The 13,629-nt window shown below is 69.4% G+C and carries 15 protein-coding genes; 5 read left to right on the top strand and 10 right to left on the bottom strand.

What is annotated here, in order from left to right; all coding sequences use genetic code 11:
* Positions 1-2: 2 nt before the first annotated feature.
* The 4 genes from TSB10P1A_RS15635 to TSB10P1A_RS15620 form a co-directional block, all read right to left on the bottom strand.
* Positions 3-647: a glutathione S-transferase family protein gene (locus TSB10P1A_RS15635; protein ID WP_186388849.1), complete on the bottom strand. Its 645-nt coding sequence runs from the start codon at positions 645-647 to the stop codon at positions 3-5.
* Positions 644-1,120, bottom strand: a complete 477-nt coding sequence (locus TSB10P1A_RS15630; RefSeq protein WP_186388848.1) for an SRPBCC domain-containing protein — start codon at positions 1,118-1,120, stop codon at positions 644-646. The genes TSB10P1A_RS15635 and TSB10P1A_RS15630 overlap by 4 nt, the downstream gene beginning before the upstream one ends.
* Positions 1,117-1,458: a helix-turn-helix transcriptional regulator gene (locus tag TSB10P1A_RS15625; protein ID WP_208987120.1), complete on the bottom strand. Its 342-nt coding sequence runs from the start codon at positions 1,456-1,458 to the stop codon at positions 1,117-1,119. The genes TSB10P1A_RS15630 and TSB10P1A_RS15625 overlap by 4 nt, the downstream gene beginning before the upstream one ends.
* A 195-nt stretch (positions 1,459-1,653) precedes the next feature.
* A complete protein-coding gene (locus TSB10P1A_RS15620) occupies positions 1,654-3,702 on the bottom strand; it encodes an alpha/beta hydrolase domain-containing protein (protein WP_208987108.1) in 2,049 nt (682 codons plus the stop codon).
* Positions 3,703-4,095: 393 nt separating this feature from the next.
* Between TSB10P1A_RS15620 and TSB10P1A_RS15615 the strand changes: the two genes are divergently transcribed.
* The 3 genes from TSB10P1A_RS15615 to pcaD all read left to right on the top strand — a co-directional run bounded on the left by TSB10P1A_RS15615 (position 4,096) and on the right by pcaD (position 6,984).
* Entirely contained in the window at positions 4,096-5,187 is a 1,092-nt protein-coding gene (locus TSB10P1A_RS15615) for an NADH:flavin oxidoreductase/NADH oxidase (protein WP_186388846.1), read from the top strand.
* Positions 5,188-5,297: 110 nt separating this feature from the next.
* Positions 5,298-6,218 (top strand): LysR family transcriptional regulator, encoded by a 921-nt coding sequence (locus TSB10P1A_RS15610; protein WP_186388845.1) that lies wholly within the window; start codon positions 5,298-5,300, stop codon positions 6,216-6,218.
* Complete coding sequence (gene pcaD / locus TSB10P1A_RS15605) at positions 6,202-6,984, top strand: 3-oxoadipate enol-lactonase (RefSeq protein ID WP_244293138.1); 783 nt, start codon at positions 6,202-6,204, stop codon at positions 6,982-6,984. Before TSB10P1A_RS15610 ends, pcaD begins: the two co-directional genes overlap by 17 nt.
* Before the next feature lie 27 nt (positions 6,985-7,011).
* Here the strand turns inward: pcaD and TSB10P1A_RS15600 are convergent, their stop codons facing one another.
* Genes TSB10P1A_RS15600 through TSB10P1A_RS15585 form a run of 4 tightly spaced genes read right to left on the bottom strand, consistent with a single transcriptional unit; the run spans position 7,012 to position 9,651 of the window.
* Positions 7,012-7,731, bottom strand: coding sequence for an SDR family NAD(P)-dependent oxidoreductase (locus TSB10P1A_RS15600; protein ID WP_186388844.1), 720 nt, complete (start codon positions 7,729-7,731; stop codon positions 7,012-7,014).
* Complete coding sequence (catC, locus tag TSB10P1A_RS15595; RefSeq protein WP_186388843.1) at positions 7,728-8,018, bottom strand: muconolactone Delta-isomerase; 291 nt, start codon at positions 8,016-8,018, stop codon at positions 7,728-7,730. Before catC ends, TSB10P1A_RS15600 begins: the two co-directional genes overlap by 4 nt.
* 2 nt (positions 8,019-8,020) lie before the next feature.
* The gene (locus TSB10P1A_RS15590) at positions 8,021-8,326 is read right to left on the bottom strand and encodes a YciI family protein (protein WP_186388842.1); all 306 of its coding nucleotides are present in this window, start codon (positions 8,324-8,326) and stop codon (positions 8,021-8,023) included.
* Positions 8,327-8,328: 2 nt separating this feature from the next.
* Complete coding sequence (locus TSB10P1A_RS15585) at positions 8,329-9,651, bottom strand: short-chain fatty acid transporter (RefSeq protein WP_186388841.1); 1,323 nt, start codon at positions 9,649-9,651, stop codon at positions 8,329-8,331.
* Between the two features lie 92 nt (positions 9,652-9,743).
* Between TSB10P1A_RS15585 and TSB10P1A_RS15580 the strand changes: the two genes are divergently transcribed.
* Together TSB10P1A_RS15580 and TSB10P1A_RS15575 are read left to right on the top strand one after the other, a co-directional pair.
* Positions 9,744-10,679 carry a 3-hydroxyacyl-CoA dehydrogenase NAD-binding domain-containing protein gene (locus tag TSB10P1A_RS15580; RefSeq protein ID WP_186388840.1) on the top strand — a complete coding sequence of 312 codons (936 nt, stop codon included), beginning with the start codon at positions 9,744-9,746 and terminating at the stop codon, positions 10,677-10,679.
* A gap of 1 nt (position 10,680) precedes the next feature.
* Positions 10,681-11,694: a cyclase family protein gene (locus tag TSB10P1A_RS15575; protein ID WP_186388839.1), complete on the top strand. Its 1,014-nt coding sequence runs from the start codon at positions 10,681-10,683 to the stop codon at positions 11,692-11,694.
* Between the two features lie 65 nt (positions 11,695-11,759).
* Here the strand turns inward: TSB10P1A_RS15575 and pcaF are convergent, their stop codons facing one another.
* Together pcaF and TSB10P1A_RS15565 are read right to left on the bottom strand one after the other, a co-directional pair.
* Positions 11,760-12,959, bottom strand: a complete 1,200-nt coding sequence (gene pcaF, locus TSB10P1A_RS15570; RefSeq protein WP_186388838.1) for a 3-oxoadipyl-CoA thiolase — start codon at positions 12,957-12,959, stop codon at positions 11,760-11,762.
* Between the two features lies 1 nt (position 12,960).
* A complete protein-coding gene (locus TSB10P1A_RS15565) occupies positions 12,961-13,629 on the bottom strand; it encodes a 3-oxoacid CoA-transferase subunit B (protein ID WP_186388837.1) in 669 nt (222 codons plus the stop codon).

Raw genomic sequence — 13,629 nt, 5'->3', positions numbered from 1 at the left:
CCTTAAGCGGCTGCCTTGAACCCGTCCAACTGGGCGGCGAGCGCCCGCTGGAAGGCCGGGCGTGCCTCGCAGCGCCGCAGATAGGCGGCAAGCTTGGGGAAGTCGGCGAGCATGTCGGTATACCCAAGGATGCGCAGCACGTCGGCCATCATCAGGTCGCCGACGGTGAAGCGGCCCTCCAGGTAGGGCCGTTCGCCGAGCGCCGCCTGCAACTGGCCCAGCCGCCGACGCAGGAAGGCCTCGACCTGCGGGCGCCGCGCCGCCGCCCAGTCCGCCTCCGCATGGAACAGGTCGATCTCGGCAAGCGGCTGAACCGCGATCTCCACCGAATTCAGCGCGGCAAAGACCCAGCCGATCGCCCGCGCCCGTCCTGCCGGGTCGCTGGGCAGCAGCGTCTCGCTGCGCTCGGCGACATAGAGGGCGATCGCCCCGCTTTCGAACAGGGTCAGCCCGTCGTCCTCGATGGCCGGCGCCTGGCCGAAGGGCTGGCGCGCCAGGTGCTCCGCCGAACTCTGCTCCGGCCCCAGCGCGATGGTGCGAACCTCATAGGGCAGGCCCGCCTCCTCCAGCGCCCAGCGCACCCTCAACGCCCGCATCAGCGGCGCGGCGAAATCGGGAACCCATGCATAGGTGGTCAGCGTGATCATGTGCGCAGTCCTTTCGATTCAGCGAAGGCGAGATTCTCGACATAGAGCTGCTGCCGGTTGAACAGCGAGGTCCAGCCGCCGACATGGCTGTCGCGGATGGCAAGGCTCGAGAACGGTGTCTGGTGAAAGCGCTGGAGGGTCCTGCCGTCCCGCTCCTCGAAGGTGACGGTCACCAGCGTGTCCAGGTCGCGGCCGGAGCCCTCGTCCCACTGGAAGGTGAAGACGATGCGGCGGTTCTTGTCGACCTCGCGGATGACGCCGCCGAAGCCGGCGATGCCATGGCGCCGCGAGACCATCGTCCCGCGCCAAGGCCGGCCGGACACAAGCTGCCAGTCCAGGTCCAGCGTGGTGAAAGCCTCGGGCCCCCACCAGCGCAGCATGTGCTCGCGGCTTTCCCAAAGGCGAAAGACCAGCGCAAGCGGGGCGTCGAAGACCCGCTCGATCAGCAATTCGTCGTCGCGCAGCAGGGTCACTGTGTCTCCTCCGTCGCCGGTTTGCCGGTGATTTCGGCCAGATAGGCCTCCATCCGGTCGAAGCTGTCTGTCCAGAACCGGCGATAGGTCTCCAGCCAGCCGTCGACCTCGCGAAGCGGGGCCGTTTCCAGCCGGCAGGGGCGCCACTGCGCCTCCCGGCCTCGCGAGATCAGGCCGGCGCCTTCCAGCACCTTGAGATGACGAGAGACAGAGGGCAGCGAGATGTCGAACGGCTCCGCAAGCTCGTTGACCGTCGCCGCCCCCTGGACCAGCCGCGCCAGAATCGCCCGACGGGTGGGATCGGCCAGCGCCGAAAGCGTCAGGCTGAGGGGATCGATTGTTTGATGCATATTTAGCCTCTTAGCTAATTAGCTTTATCGCTAAATACGACGAACAGGACCTCCCGTCAAGCGGGACGTCGACGGGCGCGGCTGCGGCGGAAAGGGAGCGTGCGGCGCGCGGGCGCCCGGGAGCGGTCGAGGGCAGTCGAGGGTGGCGGGCGGGAGCCGCATCGCCCCCGCCCTCTCACAGGTTCAGTTCGCGCCGGTCACGGCGGCATAGGTCGCCCGGCCCTTGTCGAGCACGGCGGCGATGTCCGCCTCCAGCATCAATCCGGCCTCGACCAGCGCCGTAGCGCTCGCCTGCAAGGCGGCGAGATAGGCCGCCTCGTCCGCATAGCGCGCGGCGAGCGGGGCGCGTGCGTCGCCGTCGGCCGCCTGCGCAGCGGCAGCGAACGGCAGGAAGCTGCCTTCCAGGCCGCACAGCCCGCCCCCGGCATAACCTTCGGCGCGCAGGTTCCAGCCCCAATAGGTGCCGAGCGGGACGGCGACCAGCGGATCCTTGATGCCGCCCTGCGGGATGCCGTCGGCGTCCACCTGCGGCACCAGCACCGGATAGGCCGGCCCGGCCAGCGGCGGCGTCACCGAATGGTCGCGCAGCTTCAGCACGTTGTAGACCGGCAGCACCGCCTCGCCGGCGAGCGACGGCAGGTTCAACTTGTGCAGCGGCACCAATGTGCCGTCGGCAAGCGAGGGGAAGCGGCTGTCGGGCGGCGGCGTGCCGTCGCTGATCCAGGCCCGCATCGCCTGCAGCAGGCCGCGCATCACCGGCGCCGCGCTGAGCGGATTGGTCGGGTTGCGGCAGACGGGCGTGGTGCCGCTCGCCGCGCTCCAGGCCTTGAAGTGCGGCGCGCCGCTCATGAAGTAGAGCCGCACCGTCTCCGGCATCTCCAGCGGCGTGCCGTCCGGCGCGGTCGACACCAGCGCCGCCCGCGCCTGCCAGAACTCCGTCGAGGTGTCGGTGTGCATCACCTTCGGGCAGGTGTCGGTCTCGCCGCAGGCGCTGAGGATCGAGCCGCTCTGCCCGCTCAAGGGATCGGTCGTCTCGGCATAGCTGAAGGGGAACTGGTCGCCGTAGACGTCGTGGTCCTCGTGCTGGCGCGAGTAGCGGCCGGGCTGCGCGAAGCGGGCATTGGTGAAGGTCTTGCGCGAACCGGCGATATGCGGGATCGCCCCGTCGAAGACCCGCGCGCCGCCCTCGTCGGCGTTGAAGCCGTGATGGATCAGGTCGCGCAGGAAGCGGCCGGACTGCGAGATGCCGATGCCGATCGTGTGCTCGATGCCGGTCGCGACCGGTTCGGCCGCATGGCCCGGATTGCCCCGCAGCCAGGAGACGACGTCGCTGGTCGCGGCCATGGCAAGGCCCGCCGGCACCGCGTCCTTCGCCGGATAGACGAATTCGTAGATGGCGCCGGCATCGAGCCCGTCCGGCCGGGTGATCTCGATCGAGGTCGGCGACAGGTAGCGGAACGACAGGCCGGCGACGGTGCTGCGCGGATCTTCCGGGCGCAGGCGGACGCTCAAGCTCGCCTTGGCCGGATCCTCGTCGGCAGCCGGATAGGTGAGGGTCGCCGTGCTCACCGCCTCGGCCTTGTCGAAGACGAATTCCTCCCGGCTCATGCCGGTGACATCGGGCAGCACCGGAAGCGTCATCTTGAGGAGCTCGCCGGTCAGGTCGCCCTGCCAGCCGCTCCACACCAGCGTGTAGCCCTGCTCCATCAGGTGGCCATCGCCGGCCTGCCCGGCGGTCTCCGGGATCGCCGTCGTATCCGCCATGTTGAACAGGTTGAACATCAGGTTGCGGCCGCGATTGGGCACCTCGTAGAGCAGCGTGCCTGACCGGGTCGCCGCCTCCACCGGTCGCAGGAGGCTGACCTCGGCCGAATAGCGCACCAAGCCGTCCGCGTCGGGCGTCGCCTTGTCGAGGTCGACGATGCGCCGGCCGCGTTCGCTCATTGGGTCGATGGCAAGATGGGCGATGCCGTCGATCCGCTCATAGGCGCCGGTCGCCCCGAAGGTCTGTCCCTCGAAGGCCGGGCTCAGGGTGCGGGTGATTTCGAACCGCTCGACCTCGGCCATGGCCGTGCCCGTCCAGCCGGCAAGGCACAGGGCGGTGCTCGTCAGCAGTTGCAGCGCCCGCAGGGGCGCCGTCCGGCGCCCGGCCTTGTCTCCTCCCCGCTCCGCACGCGCTTGCCCCAACGGCATGGCCTGACGGTTTGCCGCCGGCTTCGGATCTTGTCTCATTGGTCCCCTCCCAGGTCATGTCATGTGACATGTCGATATGAGGCGCCTCCTGCATTCAGGAGTCAATATCTTGCATACAAAAATAATGTTTCTGCATTCACGACTACCGCCGCGGCGCCTGTAGCGCCCCGCGGCCACGTCCGGGGAGCGCGGGGCGGCGGCGCGGGGCGGCGGCCACGGGACGGCAGGCGCGGCGGCACGGGGCGGCGGCGCGGGACGGCGGGCGCGGGATGGCGGGCGGAGTTGCGGTTCGAAGGCTGTCGCGACCCGCTCCCCGTTGCCGGCGCCGCGTGCTACGAAAGGCCGACCCATCGGGCCATGCTCCCCGCACGAGCGCGGCGCAACAGCCCAGGCCGGCCCATCCGGGCCGGAGACTTCCGGAAAGGATCCGCGATGACCGCCCTGCTCTCGCCGCTCGCCTTGCGCGGGCTGACGCTGAAAAACCGCCTCGTCGTCTCGCCGCTGTGCCAGTACTCGGCGCGCGGCGGCGTGGTCGGCGACTATCACCTCGTCCATCTCGGGCGCTTCGCGCTGGGCGGCTTCGGCACCGTCATCGTCGAGGCGACGGCGGTGACCGCGCAAGGGCGGATCACCTATGGCTGTCCGGGCCTGTGGGAGGACGGGCAGATCGCCGGCATGGCGCGGATCACCGCGCTGCTGCGGGCGCAAGGGGCGGTCGCCGGCATCCAGCTCGCCCATGCCGGCCGCAAGGCCTCGTCGATCCCGCCCTGGCTGATCGGCACCGACGAGCGCGAGGCCGATGCCGAGCACTGGCAGCCGGTCGCCCCCTCCGCCCTGCCCCATGCCGAGGACGCGCCGGTGCCGCGCGCCATGACCGAGGCGGACATCGGAGCGGAGGTTGAGGCCTGGACCGCCGCGACCAGGCGGGCGGTCAAGGCCGGCTTCCATCTGATCGAGATCCACGCCGCGCATGGCTACCTGCTGAACCAGTTCCTGTCGCCGGTTTCCAATCGGCGCGAGGACGCTTATGGCGGCAGCGCCGCGAACCGCATGCGCTTCCCGCTCCAGGTGGTGGAGGCGGTGCGCGCGGCAATGCCGGGCGATATGCCGCTGGCCGTGCGGCTTTCGGCCAGCGACGGGCTGGAGGGCGGGCGCACCGTCGAGGACAGCATCGTCTTCGCCCGCGCGCTGCGCGAGCGCGGGGTCGACGTCATCGACGTGTCGGCCGGCGGTTTCACCGGCGCGCGCTTCGAGATCGGGCCGGGCATGTACCTGCCCTGGGCAACACAGATCCGCCAGGCGGCCGGCCTGCCGGTGATGGCGGTGGGGCTGATGGGCGAGGCGCAACTGGCCGAGGCGGCGATGGCCGAGGAGCGCGCCGATCTCGTCGCGCTCGGCCGGGCGGCGCTGGACGACCCGAACTGGCCGCTGCATGCGGCGCGCCGGCTCGGCGCGGAAACGCGGGCGCTGTGGCCGAAACAGGCGGGCTATGCCATCGAGCGCTGGCCCGGCCGCAACCGCTGAGGGCGCGCCTTGCGGCAGGCGTGCGGGGCGCGCAAACGCTTGATGTCCTGCACCGGATAATTTATTATATTTTCCAATAAGATTCTGAGAATAATTCAAGAGGCGTATAAGTGCTGACCCTGAAGCATTATGAGCTTCTCACGGTGCTGGCCGAGGAGTTGCACTTCGGCCGGGCGTCGCAGCGCCTCGGTATGTCGCAGCCGCAGCTTACGCAGCAACTCAAGCAGATGGAAGATATCGTCGGCACCCGGCTGTTCGACCGCACGCGGCGCAAGGTCGCGATCGCGCCGGCCGGGCAGTTGATCCTGCCCGACGCAAGGGCGGTGATCCGTCATGCGCAGCGGGCCGAGGATGTGGCGCTGCGGGCGGGGCGCGGCCTGCTGGGGGAGTTGTCGCTCGGCTATATCGGCACGGCCGGCTACAACGGGGTGCTGACACGGGTGCTGCGGAACTTCCGGCCGAAGGCGACGCAGATCGACCTGCGGCTGGTGCAGATGGATCTCGACCGCCAGTTCCCCGAGGTGATCGCGGGCAATCTGGACGCCGGGATCGTGCGCCTGCCTTATCCCGACATCTCGCCGCATCTGGCGACGCGCAGCCTGCATTTCGAGGATCTGTGGATCGCCCTGCCGAAGGACCATCCGCAGGCCGCGCGGGAGGAGGTCAGCCTCGCGGCCTTCGACGGGGCCGATTTCATCGCGACGCACCTGCCGCCGAACATGGGCTTTGCCGCCGCCGTCCAGGCGGCCTGGGCCGAGGCGGGGATCACGCCGAACATCCTCTATCGCGCGCCGCAATTCGCCTCGATCGTCTCGCTGGTCGAGGCCGGGCTGGGCGTTGCCGTCGTGCCCGACGCGCTGCGCCGGGTGCACCTGCCGGGCGTCGTCTATCGCCCGCTGGCGGGCACCACCAAACGGGCCGAAATCGCGCTGATCTACCGGCGCGACCGCGAAAGCCCGCCGCTGGAGCTTTTCCTCTCCAGCATCGACCAGGACATTGCCGAAGGACCCGACCTTGACCCCACGCCTTGAGACCTTCACCGCCCATGACGGGCTGCATTACCGCTATCGGCCGGCCGAGGGCGACGCACCGCTGCTGGTCTTCGCCAATTCGCTGGGCACCGACCTGCGGGTCTGGGACCGGGTGGTCGCCCTGCTGCCGCAGAGTTGGGGCCTGCTGCGCCACGACAAGCGCGGCCATGGCCTCAGCCTTGCGCGCGCGGGCCTGACGATCGAGACGATGGCGAGCGACGTGGAGGCGCTGCTCGACCATCTCGGCATCACCCGCTTCGCCGGCATCGGCCTTTCCGTCGGCGGGCTGATCATGCAGCGGCTGGCGCTGCGGCGGCCGGCGGCGATGACCCACTTGATGCTGGCCGATACCGCCGCCAGGATCGGCACGCCGGAGATCTGGAACCCGCGGATCGAGGCCGTGCTGGGCGGCGGCATCGCCTCGATCTCCGACGCGATCCTGTCACGCTGGTTCGTGCCCGCCTATGCCGGAAGCGAGGATTTCGCGCTGTGGCGGGCGATGCTGGAGCGGACCCCGGCGCAGGGCTATGCCGATGTCTGCGCGGCGATCCGCGACGCGGACTACACCGCCGATCTGGCGCGCATCGCGGTGAAGACACTGGTGGTCGCCGGCAGCGCCGATGCCTCGACCCCGCCGGCCCTGGTGCGGGCGACCGCCGAGGCGATCCCCGGCGCCCGCTTCGTCGAGATCGCCGATGCCGGCCATCTGCCCTGCGTCGAGCAGCCCGCGAGTTTCGCGGCGCTGCTGCGGGAGCATCTGGCCTGACGGAACGGCAAAAGGCGCGGCCGGCGCTCAGGCGCCGGCGAGACCCACCGTCACGCCGCCGCAGACGAAGACAGTCTGGCCGGTGACGAAGCCCGATCTCGCATCGCAGAAGAACGAGACCGCCTGCGCCACGTCCTCGCCGGTGCCCATCCGGCGCATCGGCACCTTGTCGACGATCGCGCGGGTCTTGGCGGCCTCGGGCGGATTGTTGCGCCAGAACGCCTCGGTGGCGATGGGGCCAGGGGCGACGCAGTTGACGGTGATGCCGAAGGGCGCAAGCTCCAGCGCCCAGGTGCGCGCCATCGACTGGGCCGCGCCCTTGGTGGCGCTGTAGAGCGAGCGCAGTTCCTTGCCGAGCGTCACCCGGCTGGTGTTCATGACGATGCGGCCATGGCCCGCCGCCTTCATCGCGGGCACGAAGGCCTGGGCGGCGATCAGCGAGGGGCGCAGGTTGACATGGAACAGCCGGTCGAGATCCTCCAGCGCCACCGCTTCCAGCGGCGCCGGGGCGACGATGCCGACATTGTTGACGAGGCAGGCGACGGGCCCTTGCGCGGCGATTTCCGCGCAGGCGGCGCGGGCGGCCGGCGCATCGGCAAGATCGACCTGAACGAAGCGGTCCGGCCCGGCCCCTTCCGGCTCGACGATGTCCAGCGCGGTGACATGACAGCCATCGGCGCGCAGCCGCGCGACGATGGCCGCCCCGATGCCCCGCGCCCCGCCGGTGACGACGGCGCGCCGGCTCACCTGTCGTCCTCGTGGATCGAGGAGGGGTGACGGCACAGGGCCGTCACCGCGATCTCCATCCAGGGAAACAGCGGCAGGCCGGTCAGCACCTCGTGCAGATGGGCATTGTCGCGGCAGTCGAAGATCGAGACATTCCGGTAGGATCCGGCAACCCGCCACAGGTGGCGCCAGATGCCCTGACGCTGCAGGTCCTGGGAATAGGCCTTCTCGCGGGCCTTGATGGCGGCGGCCTCGGCCTCCGGCATGTCGGCCGGCAGACGCACCGTCATTTCGACCTGAAACAGCATTCTCACTCCTCGTTCAGTGTATTGCGGCCGTCGAGATAGGCCTTGCGCCAGCGGGTCACGAAGACCCGCTCGAACAGATCGCCCGTGTGGAACGGGTCGGCGGCGATGAAGGCCTCGGCCTCGGCCCGGCTCTCTACGGCGAGGAGGTAGAGGCCGCCCGAGGCGGCCTCCCCGTTGTCGTCGAGCTTGGCCCCGCAGGCGAGCAGCAGGTGGCGGTTGGCCTCCAGATACTCCAGATGCGCGGGGCGCAGGCGCAGGCGCAGATCGCCCGATCCGGGCCTGTCGTAAGTCTCGATCATCCAGGGCATGACTAACCGATCATCCCCCAGATCAGGCAGGTGCCGCCGAAGATGACGCCGAGGTAGAGAAGGATCAGCACCATGTAGCCCATGATGTCCGAGAGCTTCAGCCCCGAGATCGCCAGCGCCGGCAGCAGCCAGAACGGCTGCACCATGTTGGTCCACTGATCGCCGATCTGCACCGCGAGCGCGGTCGCCGGGATCGAGGCGCCGAGCTGGCGCGCGGCCTCCATCATCACCGGACCCTGGATCACCCACTGGCCGCCGCCGGACGGCACGAAGATGTTGATCAGGCCGGCCGAGACGAACGACCAGATCGGCAGCGTTTCCGCCGAGGAGATCGCCACGAACCAGTTGGCCAGCGTCACCACCAGGCCCGACCCGGACAGGATCGCCAGAATGCCGGCATAGAACGGATACTGGATGATGATGCCGCCGAGGATCTTCACGCCGTCGGTCAGCGCCGCCAGAAAGCGGTGCGGCGTGACGAAGAGCAGGATGCCGAGGAACAGGAACACGGTGTTGACGAAGTTCAGCGTGACGCCGCCGCCGTTCCACAGGTACTGGCCGACATAGAGCATGCCGAACAGGCCAAGGCCGATGCCGATGACCGGGCTGTTGTTCAACCGGTCAGAGGGCGTGTCGCGCTTCACCTCGGCGACGGTGAAGGCCGCCTGGGTGCCGGGATCGACCTCCTTGATCTGGGCCGGGTCCTTCGGGTGCAGCATCGCGTTGAAGAACGGCAGCGTCAGCACGATCAGCACGCTGGTGGTCAGCAGGATCGGCGAGAAGATGGTGGAGCTCAGCGGCACCAGGCCGATGGACTTTTCGAGGAAATGGCCGGGGGTGTTGATCAGCAGCGGCACCGAGCCGGACAGGCCGACGCCGTAGAGCGCGAAACCGGAATAGCCGGCGGCGATCACCAGCGGATAGTGCAGGCCCTTGACCTTGTGGCCGAGCTTCTGGGCGATCAGCGTGCCGATCACCAGACCGAAGCCCCAGTTCATCCAGCTCGCCACCGCGCCGATCATCGTCGCCGCGATCACCGCCCCGGCCGGGGTGCTGACCGGAGCGATCAGCCGGTCCATCAGCCAGTTGGCCAGCGGCGTGCGGGCGAGGATGAAGCCGGCCAGGAGAATGATGGTCATCTGCATGGTGAAGGCCAAAAGGTTCCAGAACCCGTCACCCCAGAACCGGGTGGCCTCCAGGAAGCCGGTGCCCTGGCTGACCATGGCGAAGATCACCGTCAGCGCCGTCAGGATGACGGCAACCACCAGCGGATCAGGCAGATAGCGGCTCATGATCCGTGTGAAGAAATTCGCGACTGCGTTCATGCTCCCCCCTCCTCGAGGTCTGTGCTTATGACGCTTGCTTATCAATAAACTTCACTTATTTTGTCAATGAATAAGTTGACAGGGGGACGCCGATGCAGGTGGCAATCATGGGTGCGGGCGTGATGGGGCAGCGTCTGGCCGCGCATTTCCTGCGGGCGGGCTTTGCCGTGGCCGTGATCGACCCCTCGCCGGAGAGCCTTGAAAAGGCCGATGCCTTCCTCAAGGAGGCGCTGCCGGAGGGTGGTCGCGCGGTTTTCGCCGCCGCGCCCATGGGCCTGCCGGACGGGTGGCGCGGCTGCCGGCTGGTGATCGAGGCGGTGCCGGAAAAGCTGGCGATCAAACATGCGGCCCTTGCGGCGGCCGAGGAATTCTTCACCCCGCAGACGCTGATCGCCTCGAACACGTCGGGGCTGACCACCGCGGAGCTGGCGGCGGGGATGCGCGCGCCGCAGCGCCTTGCCATCGCGCATTTCTTCAATCCCGCCGACGTGATCCCGGTGGTGGAGCTGATCGCCGGGCCGGGGATGGACGAGGCGCGGCTGCAGGAGCTTGCCGCGATCCTGGCGCGCTCGGGCAAGCTTCCGGCGATCCTGCGGCGGGAGGTGCCGGGCTTCGTCGCCAACCGCATCCAGCATGCGATGATGCGCGAATGCCTGCATCTGCTGGAAACGGGGGTGGCCGATGCCGAGACGATCGACAGCATCCTGCGCTGGTCGATCGGCGCGCGGATGGCGTTTTTCGGCCCCTTCCTGCAGCGGGACCTGAACGGGCTGGACACCCATCTGTCGATCGCAGATTACCTCTACCCGCAGCTCTCAGCGACCGACACACCGGCGGAGGTTCTGCGCAGCCGCGTTGCCGCCGGAAAGACCGGGCGCAAGGCCGGGCGGGGCTTCTACGCTTGGGACGGGCCGCGCGAGGCGGCTGTCCGCGCCGCCGAGGCCGATCTGGCGGCGCTGATCACAACCATGACCGCGCGTGAAAGCGCAGGCTCCCGGTCGCAGACCGAGAAACTGGAGGACGAGTGAGATGCCCGACTGGAAGACCGCGCCCGAGGGCGGCAACTGGGGACGGTTCGGCCCCGACGACGAGCTCGGCACGCTGAACCATATCGGCGCGGCCGAGCGCAAGGCCGCGGCGGCGGAGATCCGCGAGGGGCTGGCCTTCTGCCTGTCGCTGCCGCTCGACATTCCCGGCGCGGTCAGCATCCATCCGCGCCGCAAGCCGCCGCGCCTGCAGCCGACCTATCTCGGCGACACGCCCTATATCAACTACCCGCTGGAACGGGCCGAGGCCGGCTTGCAGGATGTGCTGAGCGACGATCAGGTGCTGATGTCGATGCAATATTCGACGCAGTGGGATTCGCTCGCCCATGTCGGCGCGCTGTTCGACGCCGATGGCGACGGGACGGCGGAGGCGGTCTATTACAACGGCTTTCGCGCGGGCGAGCATGTGCTGGGGGCGAGCGAGGGCAGCCCGCACGGCTCCTATGCCCGCCGCCTGTCGGTCGCGCCGATGGCCGCGACCGGCGTGCAGGGACGCGGCGTGCTGGTCGATCTGCTCACCGCCTTCGGTCCCGGCCGCACGGTGGTCGGCCTCGAGCTGCTGCAACAGGCGATGGACAGCCAGGGCGTCACCCTGCGGCCCGGCGACATATTGATGCTGCGCACCGGCTATGCCGAGGCGCTGCTGGACATGCAGGAGGCGCCCGATCCGGAAGGCCTGTCGCGCTTCGGCGCGGTGCTGGACGGCAGCGATGCCGCCCTGCTCGCCTGGATCGGCGACAGCCGGATCGCCGCGATCGCCGCCGACAACGAGGCGGTGGAGCACATGCAGAAGGCCTCGGAGCATTGCTGCTTCCGCCTGCCGCTGCACCACCACTGCCTGTTCCGCCTCGGCCTGCCGCTGGCGGAACTGTGGTACTTCCGCGACCTGGCGGCGGCGCTTGCCGCGCGCGGCCGGCACGCGGCCTTTCTCACCGCCCCGCCCTTGCGCCTGCCCGGCGCCATCGGCTCTCCGGTGACGCCGGTCGCGACGATCTGAGACGGGAACCGGGCGGCGGAACCCGTCGCCGCTCCGCTTTGATCAACGTCCCCGCGAGGGCCCGGTCAGACCCGCTCCAGGGCGATGGCGATGCCCTGGCCGACGCCGATGCACATGGTCGACAGGCTGCGCCGGCCGCCGGCGAGCGCCAGTTCCAGCGCCGCCGTGCCGACGAGCCGCGCGCCCGACATGCCGAGCGGATGGCCGAGCGCAATCGCCCCGCCATTCGGGTTGACGCGCGGGTCGTCGTCGGCAATGCCGAGCCGGCGCAGCGTCGCCAGGCCCTGGCTGGCAAAGGCCTCGTTCAGCTCGATCACATCGAAATCGACCTCACCCAGCCCCAGCCGCGCCATCAGCTTTTCCGAGGCCGGGGCCGGGCCGATCCCCATGATCCGCGGCTCGACGCCCGCCACCGCGCCGCCGAGGATCCGCGCGATCGGCGTCAGCCCCTGGCGCGCCGCCGCCTCGGCGCTGGCGATGATCAGCGCCGCCGCGCCGTCATTAACGCCGCTGGCATTGCCCGCCGTGACCGACCCGCCAGCGAACAGCGGCTTCAGCTTGGCCAGCGCCTCGGCGGTGGTGGCGCGCGGATGTTCGTCGCGCTCGACGATCAGCGGCTCGCCCTTGCGCTGCGGCACGGCGACCGGCGCGATCTCCCGCGCCAGCCGTCCGCTTGCCTGCGCCGCCGCAGCCTTGGCCTGCGAGGCCAGCGCCATCGCGTCCTGCGCCTCGCGGCTGATGCCGAAGTCGTCGGCGACGTTCTGTCCGGTCTGCGGCATGGAATCGGTGCCGTAGCGCGCCTGCATCAGGGGATTGACGAAGCGCCAGCCGATGGTGGTGTCATGGATCTCCGCCGCCCGCGAGAACGCGGTGTCTGCCTTCGGCAGGACGAAGGGCGCGCGGCTCATGCTCTCGACGCCGCCGGCGATCATCAGCTCCGCCTCGCCCGCCTTGATGGCGCGGGCGGCGGTGAGCACCGCATCCATCCCCGAGCCGCAGAGCCGGTTGATCGTCGTGCCGCCAATGGTGAGCGGCAGCCCGGCCAGCAGCAGGGACATGCGGGCGACATTGCGGTTGTCCTCGCCGGCCTGGTTGGCGCAGCCATAGATGACATCGTCGACCGCCTCCCAGTCGAGCCCGGCATGGCGCGCCATCAGGGCGCGGATCGGCACCGCGCCAAGATCGTCGGCACGCACCGGGGCCAGGCTGCCGCCGAAGCGGCCGATGGGGGTGCGGATATAGTCGCAGAGGAAGGCGTCGCGCATGTCACACCTCGGGAACGATCAGATCGGCAACAGGACCGGGCACCAGCAGCTCGGCGCCGGTCACCGCCTGCAGCGCCTCGAGCGACAGGGTGGGGAGCTTTTCGCGGAGCACGAAGCGGCCGCCCTCGATGTCGATCACCGCAAGGCTGGTATAGACCCGGGTGACGCAGGCAACGCCGGTCAGCGGCAGGCTGCAGCGTTTCACCAGCTTGGGCTTGCCGTCCTTGGTGACATGCTCGGTGATCACCGCAACGCGCTTGGCCCCGTGCACCAGATCCATGGCGCCGCCAACGGCCGGCACGCCTTTCGGCCCGGTCGACCAGTTCGCCAGATCGCCGGTCTCCGCCACCTCATAGGCGCCGAGGATCGCCACATCGAGATGGCCGCCGCGCACCATGGCGAAACTGTCGGCATGGTGAAAGAACGCCGTGCCGGGGCGGATCGTCACCGCCTTCTTGCCGGCATTGATGATGTCCCAGTCTTCCTGGCCCGGCGGCGGCGCCTCGCCGAAATTCAAAATGCCGTTCTCGGTATGGAAGATCGCCTCGCGCCCGGCCGGCTGGAACTGCGCGACCTTCTCGGGAAAGCCGATGCCGAGATTCACATAGGCGCCGTCGGCGATGTCCTGCGCCGCCCGCCAGGCGATCTGGTTGTTCGACAGCTTATCCAT

Source organism: Stappia sp. TSB10P1A, assembly GCF_900185725.1.
Classification (GTDB): Bacteria; Pseudomonadota; Alphaproteobacteria; order Rhizobiales; family Stappiaceae; genus Stappia.
The sequence above is the reverse complement of the archived record's forward strand: the minus strand, read 5'-3'. Positions and strand labels throughout refer to the sequence as shown.

Bases quoted from the DNA above. Each gene is read 5' to 3' on its own strand.
- TSB10P1A_RS15620 (WP_208987108.1), bottom strand. From the start codon at position 3,702: ATGAGACAAGATCCGAAGCCGGCGGCAAACCGTCAGGCCATGCCGTTG.
- TSB10P1A_RS15580 (WP_186388840.1), top strand. From the start codon at position 9,744: ATGCAGGTGGCAATCATGGGTGCGGGCGTGATGGGGCAGCGTCTGGCC.
- TSB10P1A_RS15575 (WP_186388839.1), top strand. From the start codon at position 10,681: ATGCCCGACTGGAAGACCGCGCCCGAGGGCGGCAACTGGGGACGGTTC.
- TSB10P1A_RS15585 (WP_186388841.1), bottom strand. From the start codon at position 9,651: ATGAACGCAGTCGCGAATTTCTTCACACGGATCATGAGCCGCTATCTG.
- catC (WP_186388843.1), bottom strand. From the start codon at position 8,018: ATGCTGTTTCAGGTCGAAATGACGGTGCGTCTGCCGGCCGACATGCCG.
- TSB10P1A_RS15590 (WP_186388842.1), bottom strand. From the start codon at position 8,326: ATGCCCTGGATGATCGAGACTTACGACAGGCCCGGATCGGGCGATCTG.
- TSB10P1A_RS15615 (WP_186388846.1), top strand. From the start codon at position 4,096: ATGACCGCCCTGCTCTCGCCGCTCGCCTTGCGCGGGCTGACGCTGAAA.
- pcaF (WP_186388838.1), bottom strand. From the start codon at position 12,959: ATGCGCGACGCCTTCCTCTGCGACTATATCCGCACCCCCATCGGCCGC.
- TSB10P1A_RS15635 (WP_186388849.1), bottom strand. From the start codon at position 647: ATGATCACGCTGACCACCTATGCATGGGTTCCCGATTTCGCCGCGCCG.
- TSB10P1A_RS15565 (WP_186388837.1), bottom strand. From the start codon at position 13,629: ATGGATAAGCTGTCGAACAACCAGATCGCCTGGCGGGCGGCGCAGGAC.